Annotated in this window: 24 protein-coding genes; 9 read left to right on the top strand and 15 right to left on the bottom strand. The window is 73.1% G+C overall.

The window, feature by feature from the left end; all coding sequences use genetic code 11:
• Nucleotides 1–8 precede the first annotated feature (8 nt).
• Nucleotides 9–182: a carbohydrate kinase family protein gene (locus tag HF519_RS33565; protein ID WP_169414420.1), complete on the top strand. Its 174-nt coding sequence runs from the start codon at nucleotides 9–11 to the stop codon at nucleotides 180–182.
• Nucleotides 183–195: 13 nt separating this feature from the next.
• On the opposite strand, the gene HF519_RS19530 is transcribed toward HF519_RS33565, so the two are convergent.
• The 7 genes from HF519_RS19530 to HF519_RS19500 all read right to left on the bottom strand — a co-directional run bounded on the left by HF519_RS19530 (nucleotide 196) and on the right by HF519_RS19500 (nucleotide 4,385).
• On the bottom strand, nucleotides 196–531 hold the full coding sequence (locus HF519_RS19530) for a DUF3099 domain-containing protein (protein ID WP_169414419.1): 336 nt from the start codon (nucleotides 529–531) through the stop codon (nucleotides 196–198).
• A gap of 4 nt (nucleotides 532–535) precedes the next feature.
• A complete protein-coding gene (locus HF519_RS19525; protein WP_169414418.1) occupies nucleotides 536–1,420 on the bottom strand; it encodes an energy-coupling factor ABC transporter ATP-binding protein in 885 nt (294 codons plus the stop codon).
• Entirely contained in the window at nucleotides 1,417–2,163 is a 747-nt protein-coding gene (gene cbiQ / locus HF519_RS19520) for a cobalt ECF transporter T component CbiQ (RefSeq protein WP_169414417.1), read from the bottom strand. The genes HF519_RS19525 and cbiQ overlap by 4 nt, the downstream gene beginning before the upstream one ends.
• Nucleotides 2,163–2,495: an energy-coupling factor ABC transporter substrate-binding protein gene (locus HF519_RS19515; protein ID WP_169414416.1), complete on the bottom strand. Its 333-nt coding sequence runs from the start codon at nucleotides 2,493–2,495 to the stop codon at nucleotides 2,163–2,165. The genes cbiQ and HF519_RS19515 overlap by 1 nt, the downstream gene beginning before the upstream one ends.
• Nucleotides 2,492–3,196, bottom strand: coding sequence for an energy-coupling factor ABC transporter permease (locus tag HF519_RS19510; protein WP_169414415.1), 705 nt, complete (start codon nucleotides 3,194–3,196; stop codon nucleotides 2,492–2,494). The genes HF519_RS19515 and HF519_RS19510 overlap by 4 nt, the downstream gene beginning before the upstream one ends.
• A 167-nt stretch (nucleotides 3,197–3,363) precedes the next feature.
• Nucleotides 3,364–3,786: an ArsR/SmtB family transcription factor gene (locus HF519_RS19505; RefSeq protein WP_169414414.1), complete on the bottom strand. Its 423-nt coding sequence runs from the start codon at nucleotides 3,784–3,786 to the stop codon at nucleotides 3,364–3,366.
• A gap of 23 nt (nucleotides 3,787–3,809) precedes the next feature.
• The gene (locus HF519_RS19500; protein WP_169414413.1) at nucleotides 3,810–4,385 is read right to left on the bottom strand and encodes an HhH-GPD-type base excision DNA repair protein; all 576 of its coding nucleotides are present in this window, start codon (nucleotides 4,383–4,385) and stop codon (nucleotides 3,810–3,812) included.
• Nucleotides 4,386–4,426: 41 nt separating this feature from the next.
• Between HF519_RS19500 and HF519_RS31585 the strand changes: the two genes are divergently transcribed.
• The gene (locus tag HF519_RS31585; RefSeq protein ID WP_169414412.1) at nucleotides 4,427–5,959 is read left to right on the top strand and encodes a DUF7782 domain-containing protein; all 1,533 of its coding nucleotides are present in this window, start codon (nucleotides 4,427–4,429) and stop codon (nucleotides 5,957–5,959) included.
• Nucleotides 5,956–6,381 carry a D-aminoacyl-tRNA deacylase gene (dtd, locus tag HF519_RS19490; protein ID WP_169414411.1) on the top strand — a complete coding sequence of 142 codons (426 nt, stop codon included), beginning with the start codon at nucleotides 5,956–5,958 and terminating at the stop codon, nucleotides 6,379–6,381. Before HF519_RS31585 ends, dtd begins: the two co-directional genes overlap by 4 nt.
• A gap of 44 nt (nucleotides 6,382–6,425) precedes the next feature.
• Here the strand turns inward: dtd and HF519_RS19485 are convergent, their stop codons facing one another.
• From HF519_RS19485 to HF519_RS19470, 4 genes are all read right to left on the bottom strand, one after another.
• Nucleotides 6,426–7,010: a hypothetical protein gene (locus HF519_RS19485; protein WP_169414410.1), complete on the bottom strand. Its 585-nt coding sequence runs from the start codon at nucleotides 7,008–7,010 to the stop codon at nucleotides 6,426–6,428.
• 124 nt (nucleotides 7,011–7,134) lie between these two features.
• Nucleotides 7,135–7,536 carry a hypothetical protein gene (locus tag HF519_RS19480; RefSeq protein ID WP_169414409.1) on the bottom strand — a complete coding sequence of 134 codons (402 nt, stop codon included), beginning with the start codon at nucleotides 7,534–7,536 and terminating at the stop codon, nucleotides 7,135–7,137.
• Nucleotides 7,537–7,600: 64 nt separating this feature from the next.
• Nucleotides 7,601–8,056: a helix-turn-helix domain-containing protein gene (locus HF519_RS19475; protein WP_169414408.1), complete on the bottom strand. Its 456-nt coding sequence runs from the start codon at nucleotides 8,054–8,056 to the stop codon at nucleotides 7,601–7,603.
• Nucleotides 8,057–8,164: 108 nt separating this feature from the next.
• Entirely contained in the window at nucleotides 8,165–9,916 is a 1,752-nt protein-coding gene (locus HF519_RS19470) for a PHA/PHB synthase family protein (protein ID WP_312860215.1), read from the bottom strand.
• A gap of 253 nt (nucleotides 9,917–10,169) precedes the next feature.
• Between HF519_RS19470 and HF519_RS19465 the strand changes: the two genes are divergently transcribed.
• The gene (locus HF519_RS19465; RefSeq protein ID WP_169414407.1) at nucleotides 10,170–11,495 is read left to right on the top strand and encodes an alpha/beta fold hydrolase; all 1,326 of its coding nucleotides are present in this window, start codon (nucleotides 10,170–10,172) and stop codon (nucleotides 11,493–11,495) included.
• Between the two features lie 157 nt (nucleotides 11,496–11,652).
• On the top strand, nucleotides 11,653–12,681 hold the full coding sequence (locus HF519_RS19460; protein WP_169414406.1) for a sigma-70 family RNA polymerase sigma factor: 1,029 nt from the start codon (nucleotides 11,653–11,655) through the stop codon (nucleotides 12,679–12,681).
• A 175-nt stretch (nucleotides 12,682–12,856) separates the two neighbouring features.
• Here the strand turns inward: HF519_RS19460 and HF519_RS19455 are convergent, their stop codons facing one another.
• On the bottom strand, nucleotides 12,857–14,332 hold the full coding sequence (locus tag HF519_RS19455) for an aldehyde dehydrogenase (protein ID WP_169414405.1): 1,476 nt from the start codon (nucleotides 14,330–14,332) through the stop codon (nucleotides 12,857–12,859).
• 263 nt (nucleotides 14,333–14,595) lie between these two features.
• Here HF519_RS19455 and HF519_RS19450 point away from each other — a divergent pair, with 263 nt between their 5' ends.
• The 4 genes from HF519_RS19450 (at nucleotide 14,596) to HF519_RS19435 (ending at nucleotide 18,862) form a co-directional block, all read left to right on the top strand.
• Nucleotides 14,596–15,072: a flavin reductase family protein gene (locus tag HF519_RS19450; RefSeq protein WP_246244593.1), complete on the top strand. Its 477-nt coding sequence runs from the start codon at nucleotides 14,596–14,598 to the stop codon at nucleotides 15,070–15,072.
• Nucleotides 15,069–15,611 carry an NAD(P)H-dependent oxidoreductase gene (locus tag HF519_RS19445; RefSeq protein WP_169414403.1) on the top strand — a complete coding sequence of 181 codons (543 nt, stop codon included), beginning with the start codon at nucleotides 15,069–15,071 and terminating at the stop codon, nucleotides 15,609–15,611. Before HF519_RS19450 ends, HF519_RS19445 begins: the two co-directional genes overlap by 4 nt.
• Nucleotides 15,612–15,692: 81 nt before the next feature.
• A complete protein-coding gene (locus HF519_RS19440; protein ID WP_211170272.1) occupies nucleotides 15,693–16,724 on the top strand; it encodes a glycosyltransferase family 4 protein in 1,032 nt (343 codons plus the stop codon).
• Nucleotides 16,721–18,862 (top strand): amylo-alpha-1,6-glucosidase, encoded by a 2,142-nt coding sequence (locus tag HF519_RS19435; protein WP_169414402.1) that lies wholly within the window; start codon nucleotides 16,721–16,723, stop codon nucleotides 18,860–18,862. The genes HF519_RS19440 and HF519_RS19435 overlap by 4 nt, the downstream gene beginning before the upstream one ends.
• A gap of 29 nt (nucleotides 18,863–18,891) precedes the next feature.
• On the opposite strand, the gene HF519_RS19430 is transcribed toward HF519_RS19435, so the two are convergent.
• The 3 genes from HF519_RS19430 to HF519_RS19420 form a co-directional block, all read right to left on the bottom strand.
• Entirely contained in the window at nucleotides 18,892–20,121 is a 1,230-nt protein-coding gene (locus HF519_RS19430) for a vWA domain-containing protein (RefSeq protein WP_312860214.1), read from the bottom strand.
• A complete protein-coding gene (locus tag HF519_RS19425; RefSeq protein ID WP_169414401.1) occupies nucleotides 20,114–21,031 on the bottom strand; it encodes an AAA family ATPase in 918 nt (305 codons plus the stop codon). The genes HF519_RS19430 and HF519_RS19425 overlap by 8 nt, the downstream gene beginning before the upstream one ends.
• The coding region (locus HF519_RS19420) for a YHS domain-containing protein (protein ID WP_169414400.1) at nucleotides 21,028–21,212 on the bottom strand (185 nt) is incomplete at its 5' end. The genes HF519_RS19425 and HF519_RS19420, both read right to left, overlap by 4 nt.

The following is a 21,212-nucleotide window of genomic DNA, read 5'->3' as shown; positions in this document are numbered from 1 at the left end:
GCGAGCTGGTGGGAGGCACCGGCAGCACCCACGCCGGGGCGACCCGGGCCGGAGCGCCGGGCCCGACCGGGGCCGGGGACGCGTTCGACGCCGGCCTGCTCGTCGCGTGGCTGGGCGGGGCGGGCCCGGCCGCGGCCCGGTGTGCGGGCTGCGACGCGGGGGCGCGGGCGGTCGCCGGGTGAGGCGGGCGCCCGGTCAGCTCTCGATGACGGGGTGCGGCCGGGCCTCCAGTTCGGGGCGCTCGCCGCGGAACCGGTTGGCGTTCTCCGCCTTCTTGGGAAGCCGGTCGTTCGCGATCAGGACGGCGATCCACGGCAGCGGCACGGAGATCAGCAACAACGCGACCGCCAGCCAGGGGATCTGATAGAAGACGCCGGCCAGGATCATGCACGGGACCCGGAGGCCCATCATGATCTTGTATCGGCGTTTGCGAACCGCCAGCTCCTCCTCGTAGGAGAGAGCCGCGTCCGTGATGAGGACGGGAGCGGGCTCGCGCTGCGGGTCGGTCACCGGACCACCTCCGCGATCCATGGTGTCACTCGGCGCCGGTGCGCGCGCGCCGACCCTCGGCCCGTTCGCCAGGGTCCTCGGTCCCGCCGTCGCCCAGAACGGCGTACAGCTCCGCCGCCGTGCGCGGCCGAGCTCCGGGGTCGAGGCCCGCACGGTTCAGGAGCCGGTGCGCCGCGGGCGCCCAGGCGGGCCCGAGCCGCGCCGATCGCAGCAGCTCGGGGTCACCGAGCACGGCGTCGACGCCGGCCACCCGGACCCGCCCGTCGGCCACCACCGCGACCTCGTCGGCCCACCGGTAGGCCAGGTCGACGTCGTGGGTGGACAGCACCAGGGTGGTGCCGGTCGCGTGCAGCTCGGCGAGTGTGAGCAGCAACTCCTCGACGCCGGCGGGGTCGAGTCCGGCCGTGGGCTCGTCGAGGACCAGCAGCCGTGGACGCATGGCGACGGCGCCGGCGATCGCGGTGCGCTTCTTCTGTCCGAACGAGAGCAGGTGGGTGGGCCGGTCGGCGAGATCGGCGATGCCGAGCGCCTCGAGCGCCGCCGCGACGCGGGCGTGGACCTGCTCGCGCGGCAGCCCGAGGTTCACCGGCCCGAACGAGACGTCCTGGTGCACGCTGGCCGCGAACAGCTGGTCGTCGGGGTCCTGCAGCACCAGTTGGACCTGCGCCCGCAGCTCGACGAGACCGCGGCGGCTGCGCTTCACCGGCGCCCCGTCGAGGAGCACCTCCCCGGCGTCGGGCGCGAGCGCGCCGACCAGCAGCCGGAACAGCGTGGTCTTGCCGCCGCCGTTCGGGCCGAGCACCGCCAGCCGGCGACCGGCGTGCAGGGCCAGGTCGGCACCGGCGAGCACCGGGCGTCCGGGCTCGTAGCCGAAGTGCAGGCCGCGCGCGGCGAGGATCGGGGTCCTCACGCCAGGACCCGGCGCAGCGTCAGCGTCCCGACGACGACCACGACGAGCAGCACGCCCGTGGCCACCACGAACGGCTGTGAGACCGGCCGCTGCTCGACCTCGACCCGCAATGACCCGGTGTACCCGCGCAGCGCCAGCCCCTCCTCCATCCGCCGGGCCCGTTCGAAGGCCCGCACGAAGATCGCCCCGCCCTGCCCGGCGAGCGACCGGTACGACGTGGCCCAGGTCCGGAAGCCCAACCGGCTGGCCTGCGCCTCCCGCACGGTACGCACCGACTCCAGCAGCAGGAACAGCATCCGGTACATCAGCGCGGACACCTCGGTGATCGCCGGCGGCACCCCGAGCCGGTTCAGTCGCGGCAGCGTGTCGGCGAGCGGGGTGGTCGCGGCGAACAGCAGCAGGCACAGCAGGGCCGCGGTGGCCCGGCCGGCCAGTTGCAGCGCGAGGGGCACCCCGGTGGGTTCGAACCGGATCCACGGTGTCCCGCCGACCGCGACGAGCAGGGGCAGCGAGCCCACCGTGACGAAGCCCAGCGGCACCTTCATCGCCCGCCATACCTGCCGCGGCGCCACCCCGGCCGGACCGAGCAGCAGCATGGCCGCCACCACCCCGACAACGGGCGCCCCCGGCCACGGCGGCAGCGCGACCGCGCAGGTCAGCAACCCCAGAGACAGGAACGCCTTCTCGGCGGGATGCCGGGGTCGCCAGCGGTTGGTGTAGGCCACCGCGTCCAGCGGCAGCATCAGCGGGTGTCGTCCGCGGGTGGCGTGTCCGGCGTCGCGTCGTCGGTACCGGCCGCGGTCAGGCGCCGTTTCGTGCGCGCGACGCCGAAGTAGTAGCCGATGAAACCGGCCCCGATCGCGGCCTGCAGCGCGAACAGGCCCGAGGCCACCTCGGCGGACGGCTCGAACAGCGGCGCGAACCACGGCTGGTAGTCCGGGTGGTCGGCGGCGATCTGCTCGGCGGCGATGCCGTCGGCACCCCCGAACTCGCCCTCGACGAACAGCAGCGGCAGCCCGGCGAGGGCGACCACGGCGAGCACGATCAGCCAGTTGACCAGCGTCGAGCGCTTCACGCCCCGGCCTCCTTCACGGTCACCGGGGCGGCGGCGGGCCCCGGCTTCAGCACGCCGAGCCGGGTGAGCTCGGCGGGGCTGACCCGGATCAGCAGTCGCATGATCAGGACGGTGAGCAGGCCCTCGCTGATAGCCAGCGGGATCTGCGTGACGGCGAAGATGGAACCGAACTTCGCGATCGAGCCCGCCACGCCGGACGCCGCGTCGGGGAAGGCCAGCGCGAGCTGCACGCTGGTCACGCAGTACGTGGCCAGGTCCCCCAGCGCGGCGGCCAGGAACACCCCGAGGGCGAGTCCGCCGCCGAGCCGCCGGGTCAGCACGAACACCCCGTAGGCGACCCACGGCCCGACGACGGCCATCGAGAACACGTTGGCGCCCAGCGTCGTCAGCCCGCCGTGGGCGAGCAGCGTGGCCTGGAAGAAGAGCACGATCGTGCCGAGCAGGGCCATCACGGGTGGCCGGAACAGCACCGCCCCCAGCCCGGTGCCGGTGGGATGCGAGCAGGACCCGGTGACCGACGGGATCTTCAGCGCGGAGAGCACGAAGCTGAACGCCCCGGCCGCGCCGAGCAGCAGCTTGGAGTCGGGGTCCGTGCGCACCCGGCGGACCACCGCGCGAGCACCGTGGACCACGAACGGCGCCGCCGCGACCGTCCACGCTGCGGCGTGCAACGGGGGGAGATAGCCCTCGGCGATGTGCATCCCAGCTCCTCGCGCCGATCAGGGCGGGCGACCGGCAGAGGCCCCGCCGCGCTCACCGCCCGTTGTCCCGGGGACCCTACGACGGGCCGGGATTCGGGTTCAAGCCTGAACAGATAATCAATCTTTGACGCATATGCCGGGGGCGCGGAGGACCCGGCTGGACGGCGTTACTGCGAGACGACCGGACGGTCCTCGTGGTCCGTGCCGCCGTGGGCATGCAGCCGCATCGGGCGCACCACCTCCTCGGACACCACCTCGAGCAACCGGCGGGCGAGGCCGCCCGCGATGCGATAGCGGACCAGCCGGCCCTCGCGATGCGCGGTGACCATGCCGTGGGCGCGCAGCAGCCGCAGAGCGTGCGAGACGGCGCTGTCGCTCATCCCGACCGCGACGGCCAGGTCGGACACGCACAGGTCACCGGCATGGTGCAGCGCGAGCAGGATGCTCAACCGGTTGACCTCGCCGAGGGCGTCGAGCACCGTCGCCGAGTGCTGCAGCTGATCGCTGTCGGCCAGCACGGCGGTGGCGTCACACACCTGGTCCGGGTCGATCACCCGGAGCCCCTGGCGGGTTGCGGGGACCTTGTGCACGTCGCAGATGCTAGCCCGTACCGCTACGTGGCGGCCTTGGCCGCCACCTTCATCTGCTGCTTGTACTGCCGCACCCGGCTCAGCGAGTCACCGTCGACGACGTCGGCCACCGACCTGTGCACGCCCACCTCGCCGTACCCACCGGCGGCCTCCCGCCAGCCCTCCGGGGTGACGCCGCGCTGCTTGCCGAGCAGCGCGACGAAGATCTGCGCCTTCTGCTTGCCGAAGCCGGGCAGCTCGCCGAGCCGCCGCAGCAGCTCCCGGCCGGTCCCGGCGTCGGCCCACACCGCGGTGACGTCCCCGTCGTACCGGTCCACCAGCGCAGCCGCGAGCGCCTGCACCCGGCCCGCCATCGACTTCGGGAAGCGGTGCAGGGCCGGCGGCCGACTGAACAGCTCGACGAGCTCGTCCGGGTCGAACCCGGCGATCTGCCGCGCGTCGAGGGCGTGGCAGCCGAGGCGGCGGGCCAGTTCGGCCGGAGCGGCGAAGGCGCGTTCCATGGGGATCTGCTGATCGAGCAGCATGCCGACCAGCAGGGCCAGCGGGTCCCGGTCGAGCAGCGCGTCGGCGTCGGCGTCCTGGGCCAGGCTGAGGCTCACCCGGGCAGCCTAACGGTCGCGTCGAGAGGGAGGATGGTGTCGTGCTCCCCCACTTCCCGTCCGCCCTCACCGATGCACTGCGCACCGCGCTGCGCCGCGCCGGGTACACGACCGACGGCGTGCTCGGGCTGCTCGGCCACGACGCGCACGCCGCGCTCGGCCGCGGCGAACCCGAACCGGCGTACCGGGCCACCCGCGACGCCGGCGAGCTCGGCGTGCTGGTCCGGCTGCTGCTGCTCGGCTCGGCCGAGGCCGAGCCGGACGTGACCGCCGCGCTGGCCCCCGCGCCGGCGGACGAGCTGGTCGACGCCGGCCTGCTGCGCCGCGACGGGACGGAGCTCATCGCCACATTGGACCTGCGCCCCCATGCCGACGAGGACGGTGAGTGGTGGGTGCTCTCCGACCTCGACACCCCGGCCGCGCGGCAGGACCGGGACCACGTGACGGGAGTCGGCGGGGCCTCGCTGACCCTGGCCTCGGCGACGGTTCGCCGCCCGGTCGGTTCGGTGCTGGATCTCGGGACGGGCTGCGGCGTGCAGATCCTGCACGCGAGCCGGCACGCCGGCAGCCTCACCGCGACGGACCTGGCCCCCCGGGCGCTCGCCCTCGCGGCCGCCACCTTCGCGCTCAACGAGCTGGAGGTGGAGCTGCTCGACGGGCCGTGGCTCGAACCGGTCGCCGGACGGCGCTTCGACCAGATCGTCTCCAACCCCCCGTTCGTCCCCGGCCCGGCCCGGGTCGACTACATCTACCGCGACTCCGGGGAGGCCGGCGACGCCGCGCTGGCCGGGCTGTTGCACGCCCTGCCCGGACACCTCAATCCGGGCGGGGTGGCCCAGCTGCTCGGTTCGTGGCTGCACGTGCGGGGCCAGGACTGGCCCGACCGGGTCCGATCCTGGCTGCCCCCGGGGGTGGACGCCTGGATCGTGCAGCGCGAGGTGACCGACCCGGCCCTGCACGTGGGCACGTGGCAGCGCGACGCCGGGCTCGACGTCACCTCGCCCGAGGCACGGCGGCAGGCCGGGGAGTGGTTGGACTGGCTGGAGGCGCAGCAGGTCGAGGCCGTCGGCTTCGGACACATCCTGCTGCGACGCCTGCCCGAGGGGACCGACACGGAGCCGACGGTCGTGTTCGAGGACCTGCCCGGTGCGCTCGAGGACCCGTTGGGCCCGGAGATGGCGGGCTGGCTCGACCGGGTCGCCTGGCTGCGGGCCCACGCGAGCGACGACGCGTTGCTCGATGCCCGGCTCGCGGTGGCTCCGACCGTCGTTCTCGAGCGCTACGACGTTCCCGGCTCCGCCGAGGATGCGGGCTGGTCCGAGGCCGGCGCCGCGGTCGTCCGCGCGGACGGCCCGCGCTGGCGGCACGAGGTCGACGCGCCGGCCGCCGCGCTGCTGGCCGGCTGTCGTGGCGAGCTGCCGCTGTCGGAGCTGCTGGCGCTGCTCTCCTTCGCCCACGACCGGCCCGTCGACGAGCTGGTCGCGGCCACGCTGCCGGCCGTGCGCGAGTTCGTGCGGCACGGCATCCTGCTCCCGGTCGAGGGGTGGCCGGGGCCGAAGGAGGCCGGGCGGTGAGGGCGGTCGCGGCCCGGGTCAGCCGCGCGGCGGTGCGGGTGGACGGCGCGGTGGTCGGCTCGATCGGGGGGCCGGGGCTGCTGGTGCTGCTCGGCGTGCACCGCGACGACACGGCCGAGACGGCCGCGCAGATGGCCCGCAAGCTGCACGAGCTGCGCATCCTCGACGGCGAGCGATCCTGCGCCGAGGCGGGGGCACCGCTGTTGGTCGTCAGCCAGTTCACGCTCTACGGCGACACCCGCAAGGGCCGGCGCCCGTCGTGGTCGGCAGCGGCGCGCCCGGAGCAGGCCGAGCCGCTGGTGGACGCGGTGGTCGCCGAGCTGCGGGGGCGCGGTGCGCCCGTCGAGACCGGGGTGTTCGGTGCCGACATGGCCGTCGAGTCGGTGAACGACGGCCCGTTCACGGTGCTCGTCGAGGTCTGAGCCTCGCCGTGAACGGCGCCCTGCACCGCTCGCCGCGCACCGGATCAGCCGTGGACCTGCAGCAGGCCCATGACCTCCGTGCGCCAGTCCTCGTACTGCTTGGCCGTGATCTCCTCGGGCGGCTCGCCCATCGCGGAGCCGTTGGCCAGCCGCGCGGCCGGATCCTCGCCCCCGCGCAGTGCGAAGCGGACGAGCTCGAAGTCGGTCCGGGAGCCACTGGCCACGGTCACCTGCACGCCGCGGGTGGCCATCTCCGCACGGGTGGCGTGCGCGAGCACGTGCAGCAGCGCGAGCCGGGAGTGCTCGTCGTCCGGTAGCGAGGCGCCCGGGGTGTTGCCCGAGACCAGCACGACCGTGGCCGATTCGACGAGCACCGGCAGCACCCGCTCGACGAGGGCGAAGCGCCCGAGCAGGCCGTCGGACAGGAACGAGCGCACCCGTCCGACGAGGGTCTCCCCCAGCGGGCGGACGGCGACCGGAAGCTGTACGTAGTGGTCGATCCGGCCGAGATCGAGGTCGTCCAGTTCGTTCGCGGCGGCCGCGGTCACGACCTCCAGTCCCTCCGCGTACAGCCGCTCGGCCACCGCCGCCACCCGTTCCCCGGACCCCGTCACCAGTGCGCGCGCCATGGCGCAGACAGTAGGTGATCCAGGCCACTCCCGGCAGCGCGTGGCGGCGCCCGGAAGCCGGAGACGGGCGACGGCCCCGCCCGGCGGAGCCGGACGGGGCCGTCGCGTCGATCCCCCGGAGCGGTCAGCTCTTGGCGGCGTTGCGCGCAGCGCGCGCCGTGGAGGCGACCTTCTCGCCGGCGCTCTCGCCGGCCTCGGCGGCACGGTCCGCCGCGGCCTCGGTGGCGTTGACCGTGTGCGCGGTCACCGACTCGGCGGCGCGGGCGGCCTGGTCGGTGACGGCCTCGACGGCCTGTGCACCCGCGGAGAAGAAGGTCTTGGTGATCTGACGCTGGTTCTCCAGCACCTGCTCGGCGAAGTCGAACGTGCGGTCGACGAGCGCGGACGTGTCGGGCAGCTTGGGCTGGTTGCCGGTGAGGCTGCCGGCGTAGGTCTGCACGGTGTCGGCCCAGGTGCGGACGGCGGCGGTGACCGCCTCCTGGCTGCGCTTGGCGATGTCGACGAACTGGTCGGTAGGCGCGGTCATCAACTCGTCCCTTCTGACTCGGGTGGATGTCCGCTAACCAAACTAAGCACCTCCGTTAAGTATGTCAAGCAGACCCGGGGTCCCGAGCCTGTGAGCCCGGTCCCTCCACGAAGCTGCGGTACACCCCCAGCAGCGCGATGCGCTGCTCCTCGCTCAGCCGTGGGTCCGAACGGATAGCCTCCTCCGTACTACCGGGAGGCGTCGACCCGTTGCCGTCGCCTTCCCGTTCCGCGGGACCCGTGACCGGGGCGCCGGACGCCCAGCCGGCCTGCTTGAGCAACTGCTCGGTCGACAATTGCAGCGCATCGGCGATGGAGTGCAGCACCTTGAGCGAGGGCTGGTGCAGGCCACGCTCGACCTGGCTCAGGTAGGCGTTCGACACGCTGGTCAGCGAGGCCATCTCGCGCAGCGACAGCTTCGCCATCTGCCGCTGCGCGCGGATGAACCCGCCCAGTGCGTTGATCTGCGCCGACCAGCCCTGATCTCGACTGTCGGGCTCATCCGACCGCGCGGTGCTCATGATCCGACCCTGGCACGCCCGTTCCGTGGACTCATGCGGCCATTGTCCCCTGATCCGTTCCATGGTCACCGGTCGCGTCGCCGCGGGCTCCGGGTCGCTCGGGAACGCTCACCCGCGCAGGACGTAGCCGCCCGGCGCGGACTCGAGCACCGGATGCTCGGCGTTGCCCATCGACGGCGGCGTGCGCAGCTCGCCGGCCCGAGCCTCGATCCACGGCGTCCAGTCCTCCCACCAGCTCTTCTTGTGCTCGCCGGCGTCGTCGCGCCAGTCCTGAGCACTGTCCGGCAGATGGTCGGACTCGCCGAACCAGTGCTTCGACTTCGGCGAGGGCGGGTTCACCACGCCCGCGATGTGGCCGGAGTTCGACAGCACGAACCGGACGGTGCCGCCGAGCAGCCGAGCGCCGGAGTAGACCGACGTCCACGGCGCGATGTGGTCGGCCTCGGCACTGACGACGTAGGCGTCCTGGCGCACCGAGGCCAGGTCCAGACGCTCGCCGGCCAGCTCCATCTTGCCCTCGGCCAGCTGGTTCTCCAGGTAGCAGGTCCGCAGGTACTCGGTCTGCATCGCCGCAGGCATGCGGGTGGAGTCGGAGTTCCAGGTCAGCATGTCGAACGGAGCCGGGTCGTCGCCGAGCATCCAGTTGTTGACCACGTAGTTCCACACCAGGTCACGCGCCCGGAGCAGGTCGAACGTCGTCTTCATGCTGGAGGCGGGCAGGTAGCCCTCGCGGTCCATGGTCCGCTCCAGCCGGTCGATCGTCTTCTCGTCGGTGAAGACGCCGAGCTGGCCAGGGGTGGAGAAGTCCAGCAGCGTGTTCATCAACGTGAGCGAGTTGATCCGCTCCTGGTCCCGGGCGGCGAGCCAGGCCGCGGTGGCGGTGGCCAGCGTCCCGCCGAGGCAGAGCGCGGCCACGTTGACCTTCGGCGCGCCGGTGATGTCCTGGACGACATCCATCGCGGCGATCGGACCCTCGCGGAGGTAGTCGCTCATGGTCACGTCGCGCAACCCGCTGTCCGGGTTCCGATAACTGATCATGAAGGCGGTGTGCCCGTGCTGCACCGCCCATTCCACGAGGCTCTTCCCGGGCGCGAGATCCATGATGTAGTACTTGTTGATCCACGGCGGGCTGAGCAGCAACGGGATCTCGTGCACCTGCTCGGTCTGCGGCTCGTACTGGATCAGCTCCATCAGCCGGTTGCGGAAGACCACCTCCCCCGGCGTGGCCGCGAGGTCCTTGCCGACCTCGAACGTGCCGGGGTTGATCTGGCGCGGCATACCCCGGTTCGTGGCGGTGTCACGCAACAGGTTGCGGGCACCGCGGACGAGGCTCTGACCACCGGTCTCGAGTGCCCGCTTGAGCAGTGCCGGGTTCGACCACGGCCAGTTGACCGGGGCCGTGGCGTCGATCATCTGCTGGACGAGGAAGTCGATCTTGCGTCGAGCCGACGGGCTCAGCTCCAGATCCTCCGCGACCGCGTGCAGGTAGTCCGCGAAGAGGGTGTGCTCCTGGCGGCACAGGTAGTACCAGGCGTTCTGCTCCCATGCCGGGTCGGTGTACCGGCGATCCTTGACCGGCAGTTCGGCCGGGCCCTCCGCGGTGGCGCCGAGACCGCGCTGCAACGCGGCCAGCGCGGCCCGCCTGGTCTGGGCGCCGAACTCGGCGGTGGCGCGAACGGCCTCGAACGGGCTCGCGGCGAGGGCGCGGGCGGCCTCGCCCAGCGCGCCGCCGAGGCCGACGGGGTCCACCCGGGCCATGGTCGCCTCGGGGTTCAGCAGGTCGCGCAGGTTCGTCACCAGTTCCGTGGCGGCCTGGCGCACCGGCGCCGTGAGTTCCTGGGTGTCTCTCGACTGGGTCACGATCTCGCCTCCCTGGTCGATGTGACTCTCCCCGGCCGTTGTCCGGCCGGAGGTCGACAGAGCGATGTGGACTCACCATGACGGAGTACCCGCGAGTAGGCAGAGCGAGCGGTCCCACGACACGTGCGTGCCCGTCACCTGCGCTTGATAAAGCAAGCGCTACCGAGGGATAACCCCGTAGTGCTTGGGATGTTCACCACAGCTTACCGTTGGATCTCCGAGTTTCGGACATCAGTGTTGATGGGAGACCAATATGACCACCGTGGTGGATTCCCCCGCGGGGAACGACGTTCCCCCGCGCCGCCCGTCGTCATCGAGTGACCCCCTGCGCTTCCTGGCCGGCTACAACGCGACCAATTCGGCGCGCGTCATGGCCGAGTTCACCCGAGCCGCAGGGACCGCCTGGATCGACACGCTGAGCCGCCGCGCCGGCCCGGTCGACCTCGCCACGCGCGGCCTGCTCTGGTGGAACGCCATGCGCGACCGCCGGGTCCCGCAGTGGCACCAGCCCAACGAGATCGTGCTGAGCACCCCGTTCGCACACCTGCGCGACTTCACCGCCGAGGCCCACCGCTCCGATGAGGTCGTGCCCACCCTGGTGCTCCCGCCCCAGGCCGGCCACTCCTCCACCGTCGTGGACTTCTCCCCCGCGCAGAGCCAGATCTCGGTCATCCGGGCGGCCGGCCTCACCCGGGTCTATGCGCTCGAGTGGCGCCCGGCGACCGCCACCACCCGGCACGTCACCATCACCGACTACCTCGACATGATCGACCGCTCGATCCGCCGCATGGGCGGCCGGGCCAACCTCATCGGCGACTGCCAGGGCGGCTGGCTGGCGGCCATCTACGCCTCGCTGCACCCGGAGCGGGTGCACACCCTGACCCTGGCCGGCGCCCCGATCGACTTCCACGCGGGTGAGTCGGTGATCGCGGCCTCGACGATCGCGCTGACCCGCGCGTTCGGTCTGGCCCCCTACCGCGCACTGGTGGCCCTGGGTGGAGGCAACATGCCCGGCCGCGCCGTGCTGGGCAACTTCATCGGCATCCAGCCGCAGTCCGAGGTGTCCCGGCAACTGCAGTTGCTGGAGAACATCCACGACGACGGCCACGTCGAGCGCTACCGGGTCTTCGAGGACTGGTTCAAGTACACCCAGGACATCCCCGGCGCCTTCTACCTGTGGCTCGTCGAGAACCTGTTCTGGCGCAACCTGCTCATCTCCGGGAAGTTGACGGTCGACGGTCGGCGCGCCGACATGGCGGCCATCACGTCGCCGCTGTTCCTGCTGGCCGGCTCGACCGACCACATCACCCCGCCCGCGCAGGTGTTCGCCGCGGCGGACGCCGTCTCCACCCCGCGCGAGCACATCACCCAGCGCACCGCACAGGGCGGCCACCTGGGGCTGTTCATGGGTCGCGACGCGCTGCGCGAGGACTGGCCGCCGCTGCTGGAGGCCATCTACGAGCACTCGGTGCAGCGGCCGGACCCGACCTCCAACGGGGCCGGGGCGACCAAGCGGAAGCGGGCCGCGACCAAGGCGGTGTCCGCCCCGCGCGACACGCCGCGGGTTCCCGCGCCCTGAACGCGAGCGCCGGCCGGGCGTACGTGACCCACGTTCACCCGGCCGGCGGATGCGCTCGCCCGGGAACGTTCTCCGGTGCGGATGCGTTCAACCTATGAGAGCCCCGGCGGCAGGCGACACGACCGCCCCGCCCGGGTCGCGTAGGGGAGGAACGCACATGACAGCGCCGCAGACCATTCCCGGGCAGCGAATCGCGCCCGACGAGGCGACACCCGCCACGGCCGTCGAGCTGTCCGCCGAGGACCTCGACGCCCAGAGCCCTGCAGCCGACCTCGTTCGGGTCTACCTCAACGGTATCGGAAAGACCGCACTGCTGACGGCGGCGCAGGAAGTCGAGCTGGCCAAGCGCATCGAGGCCGGCGTGTTCGCGAAGCACGTCCTCGACACTCACGGCGCCGACGAGGAAGCCGAACCGCTGGACGCCCGGTACGCCGCCGACCTGCGCGCGATCGTGCGCGACGGCGAGCGGGCCCGCAACCACCTGCTCGAGGCCAACCTCCGGCTGGTGGTGTCGCTGGCGAAGCGTTACACCGGTCGCGGGATGCCGCTGCTGGACCTGATCCAGGAGGGCAACCTGGGGCTGATCCGCGCGGTGGAGAAGTTCGACTATGCCAAGGGCTTCAAGTTCTCCACCTATGCCACGTGGTGGATCCGCCAGGCGATCACCCGTGGCATGGCCGACCAGGCCCGCACCATCCGGCTGCCCGTCCACCTGGTGGAGCAGGTGAACAAGCTGGCCCGGATCAAGCGGGACCTGCACCAGCGACTCGGCCGCGAGGCCACCCACGAGGAGCTGGCCGAGGAGTCCGGGCTGCCGGAGGAGAAGATCGCCGATCTGCTCGACCACGCCCGTGACCCGGTGAGCCTGGACATGCCGGTGGGTTCGGAGGAGGAGGCGCCGCTCGGTGACTTCATCGAGGACGCCGAGGCCACCGACGCCGAGAACACGGTGATCTCGCACCTGCTGCACGACGACCTGCGCCGGGTGCTGGCCACCCTGGAGGACCGCGAGCAGCACGTGATCCGGATGCGCTACGGCCTGGACGACGGCCAGCCGCGCACGCTCGACCAGATCGGCCGCCGTTTCGGGCTGTCCCGCGAGCGGGTCCGCCAGATCGAGCGCGAGGTGATGGCGAAGCTGCGCGTCGGTGAGCGGGCCGATCGGCTCCGCGCCTACGCCAGCTGACGTCGCCGGGCCGGCCGTACCGACCGGCCTACCCACCACACTGACCGGCGCCACCCCCGTGGGCTCCCCGTGAGTTCGGAGGCGGCGCCGGTCAGACCGTTTCTACCGGGGGCGCGGTTCCCGGCCGCGCGCGACAGGCTCCCTGATCGGCGGAACGGGGCTGATGTTGATCACATCAACCCAGGGTGAACGGGTCCCGCGTGCCGCCGGTCAGCTCGACCCACACCGACTTGTTCTCGGTGTACTCGTTGACGGCCTCGATGCCGTTCTCCCGGCCGAGTCCGCTCGCCCCGAACCCGCCGAACGGCACGCTCGGGCCGACGACGCGGTAGGCGTTGATCCACACCGTGCCGGCCCGCAGCTTCGCGGCGACCCGGTGAGCGCGGTGCACGTCCTTCGTCCACACCGCACCGGCCAGTCCGTACGGGGTGTCGTTGGCCAGTTTCAACGCTTCGGCCTCCTCGGTGAAGGTGTAGGCCGAGAGCACCGGCCCGAAGATCTCCTCCTGGACCACCGTCGAGTCGGGACCGACCCCGGTGAGCACGGTCGGCTTGACGAAGTAGCCACCCAGGCCCTCGTCCGCGGCGCCGCCGTAGGCCACCGTCGCCCCCTCGGCCTGCGCGGTCTCCAGGTAGCCGAGGACCTTCTCGTACTGCGGCTTGTTGGCCACCGGGCCCATCTCGGTCTCCGGGTCGTTCGGGTCGCCCAGCTTGATCTGTGCCGCGCGCTCCGCCACGAGCCGGACCAGCTCGTCGTGCACGCTCTCGTGCACGATCAGCCGCGACCCGGCCATGCAGGTCTGCCCCGTCGCCGCGAACACCCCCGCGACCAGGCCGTTCGCCGCGGCCTTCAGGTCGGCGTCGGGGAACACGATCTGCGGCGACTTGCCACCCAGCTCCAGGGTGACCTTGTTGATGTTCTCCGCGGCCGCCTTGGCCACGGCCCGCCCGGTGGCCGTCGAACCGGTGAACGCGACCTTGTCCACCCCGGGGTGCCCGGCCAGCGCCGCTCCGACCTCCCGGGACGACCCGGAGACGATGTTGACCACGCCCGGCGGGAACCCGGCCTGATCAATCAGCTCACCGAACCCGAGTGTCGAGGCCGGGGAGTGCTCCGACGGCTTGATCACGAAGGTACAGCCTGCGGCCAGCGCCGGCGCCAGCTTCCAGGTCATGAGCAGCAGCGGCGAGTTCCACGGGGTGATCGCCGCGACCACCCCGACCGGTTCGCGACGGGTGTAGACGAGGTAGTTCGGGTTCGGTGCCGGGATCTGACGCCCCTCCAGCTTGTCGGCCAGCCCGGCGTAGTAGTGGTACCAGGCACCCAGCCCGTTGAGCTGGCCGATCATCTCCCGGTACAGCTTGCCGGAGTCCTGGACCTCCAGCCGGGCGAGACGCTCGGCGTTCGCGGTCACGAGGTCGCCCAGCCGGCGCAGCAGCGCGGCCCGGGCGAACCCCGTCATCTCCCCCCACTCGCCGTCCAGCGCCGCCCGTGCCGCCGCGACCGCCGCGTCGACGTCCTCGGGCCCGCCGTCGGGCACCACGGCCCAGGACCGCCCGGTGTAGGGGTTCTGCGACTCGAAGGTCCTCCCCGAGATCGCGTCGGCGGCCTTGCCGCCGATCAGCATCCGGAACTGCTCGAGCTCGGCCATTCGTCCGTCCTCCTCGACTGACACGCATCCGCCCGCTCCGGCGGGCCACGCTACGAGCCGCACCCGCCCGGCGGCCATCCGTGTGCCGCATCGGGACAGCGGAGCCCCCGCCCGCCGACCAGCGGCCCGGGGCTCCGCCACCGGCCCCGGCGGGGCGTCCGCCCGTTCGATGGTCATCGGGAGCCGGGGGTGCCTAATCTGGATGCATGTCTGGTTCCCCGTCGAGTGCCAGCGCGCCTCCCGGTCCCCTCGACCCGGCGACGATGCGCGATGTCCTGGGCCACTTCGTCTCCGGTGTCGTCGTGATCACCGCGGACGGGCCCGACGGCCCGATCGGGTTCACCTGCCAGTCGTTCGCGTCGCTGTCGCTCGACCCGCCGCTGATCAGCTTCTCCCCGTCGCGCTCGTCGTCGACCTGGCCGCGCATCCGGGAGGTCGGGTCGTTCTGCGTCAACGTCCTCGCCGAGGACCACGAGCACCACAGCGCCGGGTTCGCCCGTTCCGGCACCGACAAGTTCGCCGGCGTGGACTGGACCCCCGCCCCGTCGGGCGCCCCCGTGCTGAACGGGGTCAGCGCCTGGATCGACTGCACGCTGTGGAACGAGTACGACGGCGGCGACCACACGATCGTCGTCGGCCGGGTGCACGACCTCGGAGCCGACTCCGACCGCCTGCCGCTGCTGTTCTACCGCGGCCGCTACGGCCTCGGCCGCGACTCCGCGGAGGAGGAGGCCCGGTGACCGCTGTGCTGGGTGTCGTCGGAGGCCCCGAACCGGGTGGGCGGACCAGCGCCGCCGTCGCCGGGGTGCTGGCCGGCGCGAAGGCGGCCGGGGCGAGCACGTCGCTGCTCGAGCTCAGCGGGGCCGAACCGGCCGACGTGGCCGCCGCCCTCGAGGCCGCCGACGCGGTGGTGTTCGGCAGCCCCGTCTACCGCGCCACCTACAGCGCCCTGCTCAAGGGCCTGCTGGAGCGCACCGAGCGCGGGAGATGGGGGGAGACGACCGCGCCGCTGCAGGGCAAGGCCGCGGCCACGGTGCTCACCGGTGCCAGCGGGCACCACTTCCTGGCGGTCGGCGACCTGCGCAACGTCCTCGCCGGATTCTTCGCCGTGCAGGTGCTCTCCCCCGGGCTCTATCTCGACCACGCCGGCTACGTCGACCGGTCCACGCTGACCGGGGACAGCGCCGCACTGGCCGCCGCGCACGGAGCCGCCCTGGTCGACCTGGCCGCGGCGGTCCGCGGCTCGAAGGCCCTCTCGGCGTTGACCCCGCAGGTCTGACCCCGCAGGCCCGCCGGGGCCCGCGCCATTCGTGCCAGCGGGTCGTATCGTCACCGGTGACTCGATCACCAGCATGGGGCGATGCCGAGCGTCGCGCTGAGTATCGGGCTGCTGGCGCCGCCCTGGGTGGCGGTCCCACCGCCCGCATACGGGGGCACCGAATCGGTCGTCGACCAGTTGGCCCGGGGACTGACCAGCGCCGGACATCGGGTCACGCTCTTCGCGACCGGGGACAGCACAGCACCCGTTCCGACCGCGTACGCGCTCGTCGAAGCAGCGGGCGATCGGATGGGGCTGGCCGAGATCGAGCTGCGGCACGTGATGCACGGGTACGAGGCCCTCGCCGGCTGTGACGTCGTGCACGACCACACCCTCGTCGGACCCGCGTGGGCCCTGGCGGCCGGACACGACCGCGTCGTCACCACCTGCCACGGCCCGCTCGAGGGCGACCTGCGGCACATCTACCGGTGCTACGGCAAACGGCTTCCGGTGGTCGCCATCTCGAACGACCAGGCCGCGCGGGCTCCGGACATCACCGTGGACCGGGTGATCCACCACGGGATCGACCCGGAACAGTTCCCCGTCGGGCAGGGAGAGGGCGGGTACCTGCTGTTCCTGGGCCGGATGACTCCCGAGAAGGGCGCCCGCGAGGCGGTGCACATCGCCCGCGCCGCCGGCCGCCCGCTGCTGATCGCAGCCAAGATGCGTGAGCCCGCGGAGCGGGCGTACTTCACCGAGCAGGTCGAGCCGCTGCTCGGCGGCGACGTCGTCTACGTGGGCGAGCCCGCGATCCGGCACAAGCTGGAGCTGCTCGGCGCCGCGACCGCACTGCTCAACCCGATCCGCTGGCCCGAGCCCTTCGGGCTGGTGATGGTCGAGGCGCTGGCCTGCGGCACCCCCGTGGTGACCTGCCCGATCGGGGCCGCGCCGGAGATCGTCACCGACGGGACGACGGGCTTCCTGCGCATGGACATCGGAGCCCTCGTCGCCGCCGTCCACCGGATCGACGAGATCGACCGGGCGGTCTGCCGGGAGACCGTCACGCAGCGCTTCTCCACCTCCCGGATGGTCGCCGACCACCTGGACCTCTACCTGGATGCGGTGAGCCGATGACCGTCGACGCCGAGGAGGCCGGGGGCGTCGCCTGGGCCTCCGGTGCAGGACCACCCCTGCCGACCGCGGAGGCCGGCACCGTCACCGTCGTCGAGGGCGCGACGTTCTGCGTCTCCGCCGTCTCCGGCGACCTGATGCGGGAGTTCCCGCACGGGTTGTTCGTCGCGGACACCCGGGTGCTGTCGTGCCACCGGCTGGCCGTCGACGGGCAGCCGGTGCAGACCCTGGCCGCGCTGGAGGACGATGCCGAGCCCTACCGGGTCACCTTCGTCGGACGCGTCACCCCGCGCAGCGGGCACGCCGACAGCACGCTGCTGGTGCTGCGCCATCGCTACGTGGGCGACGGTCTGCGCGAGGACGTCGTGCTGCGCAACCTGGGCCGGGAGGCCACGGGCATCATCCTCACGATCAGCGTGGGCGCCGACTTCGCCGACCTGTTCGAGGTGAAGGAGCAGCGGGTGCGTCCGGCGCCCGGAATCACCGTCGACGTCGACACGGATGCGCTGACCTATCACCTCGAGACCCCCGACGACGTCCGCGCCTCCCGGATCGCCACCACCGGCGACGCCACCGTGACCCCCGGCCGGTTCACCTTCCACGTGGTGGTCCCGGCCAAGTCGGAGTGGTCGACGTGCCTGTCGGTGGAGGCTTCGGTCGGCGGCAGGCGGATCCCGCCGCGGCACCGGTGCGGTCAGCCCGTCGAGTCGAGCCCGTCCGCGCGCCGGATGTCCGCGTGGCGGCTGGCCACCCCGCGCATCCAGACCCCGGACTCGGTCCTGGCCGCCGCGCTGGCCGCGAGCGCGCGCGACCTGGGGGCGCTGCAGATCGAGGACCCCATGCACCCCGACTGCCCGGTCGTCGCGGCCGGGGCGCCCTGGTTCATGGCGCTGTTCGGCCGGGACTCGCTGCTCACCGGCTGGATGACGCTGCCGCTGGACCCCCGGCTCGCACAGTGCACGCTGCGCACCCTGGCCCGGCTGCAGGGCACGAGGTACGACCTGCTCACCGAGGAGCAGCCCGGCCGCATCCTGCACGAGGTCCGCCTGGGCCGGCACGCCGCTCTCGCCCTCGGGGGCGGCAACGTCTACTACGGCACCGCCGATGCGACCCCGCTGTTCGTCATGCTGCTCGGCGAGCTGCACCGGTGGGGAGGGCTGCCCCGCGAGGACCTGGCGGCGCTGCTGCCGGCGGCGGACCGGGCCCTGGAGTGGATCCTCGGCGACGGGGATCCCGACGGCGACGGCTTCGTCGAGTACCGCAGGCACACCGACCGCGGGCTGGCCAACCAGGGCTGGAAGGACTCCTTCGACGGGGTCAACTACGCGGACGGGCGGCTGGCCGTACCCCCCATCGCCCTGTGCGAGGTGCAGGCCTACACCTATGCCGCGTTCCTCGCCCGGTCCTCGATCGCCGCGGCGCTCGACGACGACGCCACCGCGACGCTCTGGGAGTGCCGGGCGGCCCGCCTCAAGTCCGCGTTCAACGATGCCTTCTGGATGCCCGAGACCGAGGCGCTCGCCATAGCGCTGGACGGCGACAAGAACCAGGTCGACGCGATCACGTCCAACATGGGCCACTGCCTGTGGAGCGGCATCGTCGACGACGACAAGGCGCCCGCGGTGGCCCGCCACCTCGCCGGGAAGCAGCTGAACAGCGGCTTCGGCGTCCGCACCCTGGCCGCCGACATGGGCGCCTACAACCCGATGAGCTACCACAACGGCTCGGTCTGGCCGCACGACAGCGCGATCGCCGTCGCCGGGCTGGCCCGCTACGGCTTCACCACCGAGGCCCAGCAGATCGCGCTCGGGATCATCGACGCGTCCGCGGACTTCGGCGCCCGGCTGCCGGAGCTCTACTGCGGGTTCGACCGGCCCGAGTTCGCCGAGCCCGTCCCCTACCCGACGTCCTGTTCCCCGCAGGCGTGGGCGGCCGCCGCCCCGGTACTGATCACCCGCAGCCTGCTGCGCTTCGATCCGGACGTCCCGGCCGGCCGGGTGAGCGTCGCGCCGGCGCTGCCCGAGCGGATGCTCCCGCTGCGGCTCGACAACATCCCGCTGGCCGGGGCGCGGGTCACGGTGCAGGTCCACGCGGACGACTGGCACGTCGACGGGCTACCCGCCGGGGTGAGCGTGAAGTAGCCCTGACCCGCTGACGCCGTCACATCCCACTACCGCACGGTGGTCCGGGCCGTCCGCTGCGGTACCGGGTCGGCCAGTGCGGCGAGCAGGTCGTCGATCGCGGCGAGCCGGTGCGCGCTGACCACGGCGTCGCAGTGGGGCCAGGCCGCCGCCATGCCGCCGACCAGGGGCCGGTACCCCGGCTGCCGCGTCCGGGGGTTCGCCCAGACGATGCGGTGCGCCAACCGGGACAGCCGGGCCATCTGCTCACCGAGCAACGCGGGATCCCCGGTCTCCCAGCCGTCGGAGATGATCAGCACGACGGCACCGCGGGCCATCCCCCGCGCACCGTAGGAGTCGAGGAACCGCTTGAGCGCCTCCCCGATGCGGGTGCCGCCCGACCAGTCCGGCGCGAGCCGCGTGGCCCGGTGCAGTACATCCGCCGGGGTGCCGTGGGCCAGCGCCGGGGTCAGCCGCGTGAGCCGCGTGGCGAACGTGAACACCTCGGCACCCGCGCCCCCGCCCGCGCAGTAGAGCAGTTGCAGCAGGGCCCGCGCATGCGGCTCCATCGAGCCGGAGATGTCGCACAGCACGACGAGCCGGCGCGGCCGCCGCCGTGGGGCCAGCCGGATCATCTCGACCGGATCGCCCGCGGTCCGCCGGGCGGTGCGCAGGGTGGACCGCAGATCCGTCCGCCGGCCGTGCGGCGCCGTCCGGGTCCGGCGCGACCGGCGCGGCGGCGTCGCGACCCGGAACCGCCGCATGGCGGCGGCCAGCGCCAGTAGCTCCTCTGCGGACAGCTCGTCGAAGTCGCGCCCGGCCAGCCGTTCGGCGGCGCTGGCCACGCCAGGTACCGGGACCGCGGTGCCGGCGCCGGCCGCCGCCGGGCCGGGCTCGGCCTGCAGCACCCCGGCACCCCCGGCCTCCCCGGCCCGGGGCGCGACGGTGGCCGGTGGCGCGCCGGCGAGCGGCGGCGCGTTCGGGTCGCCGCGCGACTCGGCCGCGTCGACGAGCCCGCCGAACACGGCGGCGAAGACCTGGTCGAACACCGGGATCTGCGCCGGATCGGACACGAGCGTGGCCAGCGCACAGTGGCGGAGGCGCTGCGTCGTCCGCGGCGCGACGGTGACGACGGCCCGGGCCAGTCGCTCGGCGCGGTCGGGGCCGACGGGCAGCCCGGCGTCGTGGCAGGCCGCGGCGAACCGCGCCACCAGCGCCGGCAGGTCACCCGGAAGCCTTGACCCGCCCTCCCGGGACCGCCGGCTCGCGGGCTCAGGCACGGGAGATCAGGGTGGCGAGACCCGCGGCGCGGGCGGCGTCGGAGTCCTCGGCGTACTTCAGCACCGCCCCCAGGGTGCGCTCGGCCGCCGGAACGTCGAGCTCGGTGACCCCCAGCACGTGCAGCGCGGTCGTCCAGCTGATCGCCTCCGCCACGCCGGGGGGTTTGAGCAGGTCCAGGCCGCGGAACCGCTGCACCGCGTCGGCGACCCGGGCCGCCAGCCAGTCCGCCGCCCCGGGCACCCGGCGGCGGATGATCTCCTCCACCCGGCGCGGGTCCGGGTAGCCGATCCAGTGGTAGAGGCAGCGCCGCTTCAGCGCGTCGTGCAGGTCGCGGGTGCGGTTGGAGGTCAGCACCGCCACCGGCGGCACCACCGCGCGGCGGGTGCCGAGCTCGGGGATCGTCACGGCCGACTCGGCGAGCATCTCGAACAGGAAGGCCTCGAACTCGTCGTCGGCCCGGTCGATCTCGTCGATGAGCAGCACCGCCGGCCCCGGCCCGGGATGGGTGATGGCGGCGAGCAGCGGCCGGGCCAGCAGGTAGTCCTCGGTGAACAGGTCCGCGTCACCCAGCTCCACCCCACGGCTCTCGGCCAGCCGGATCGACAGCAGCTGCCGCGGGTAGTTCCACTCGTAGAGCGCCTCGCCGGCCGTCAGCCCCTCGTAGCACTGCAGCCGCAGCAGGGTGGTGCCGAGCGCTTCGGCGAGCGCGGTGGCGGCGCGGGTCTTGCCGACCCCCGGCTCGCCCTCGAGCAGCAGCGGCTGGCCCATCCGCAGCGCCAGGAACAGCGCGGTCGCGAGGGCATCGTCGGCGAGGTAGCCGACCCCGTCGAGGGCGGCGCGCAGCGCGTCGACGTCGGGGACATCCGATCCCCCGGGTGGCCCGGTCCCGCCCGGCGGCACGGCGGTCATCCCCGGAAGCGGGCCGGGTCGTCGAGGAACGCCTGCCGGCATCCCGTGCCGCAGAACCAGTACGCCCGGCCCGCGTGCTGGGCGGACACGCCGGAAGCGGTCACCGCGACCTCCATCCCGCACACCGGGTCGATCGCGACCTGCAGCACCGCCGGACCTGGCGAGGCCGGCGGTGCTGCAG

The sequence above is a fragment of the Pseudonocardia bannensis genome (genome assembly GCF_012911875.1).
Lineage (GTDB): Bacteria > Actinomycetota > Actinomycetes > Mycobacteriales > Pseudonocardiaceae > Pseudonocardia > Pseudonocardia bannensis.
Note: the sequence above shows the minus strand (reverse complement) of the source record. Positions and strands in the feature narration are given on the sequence as shown.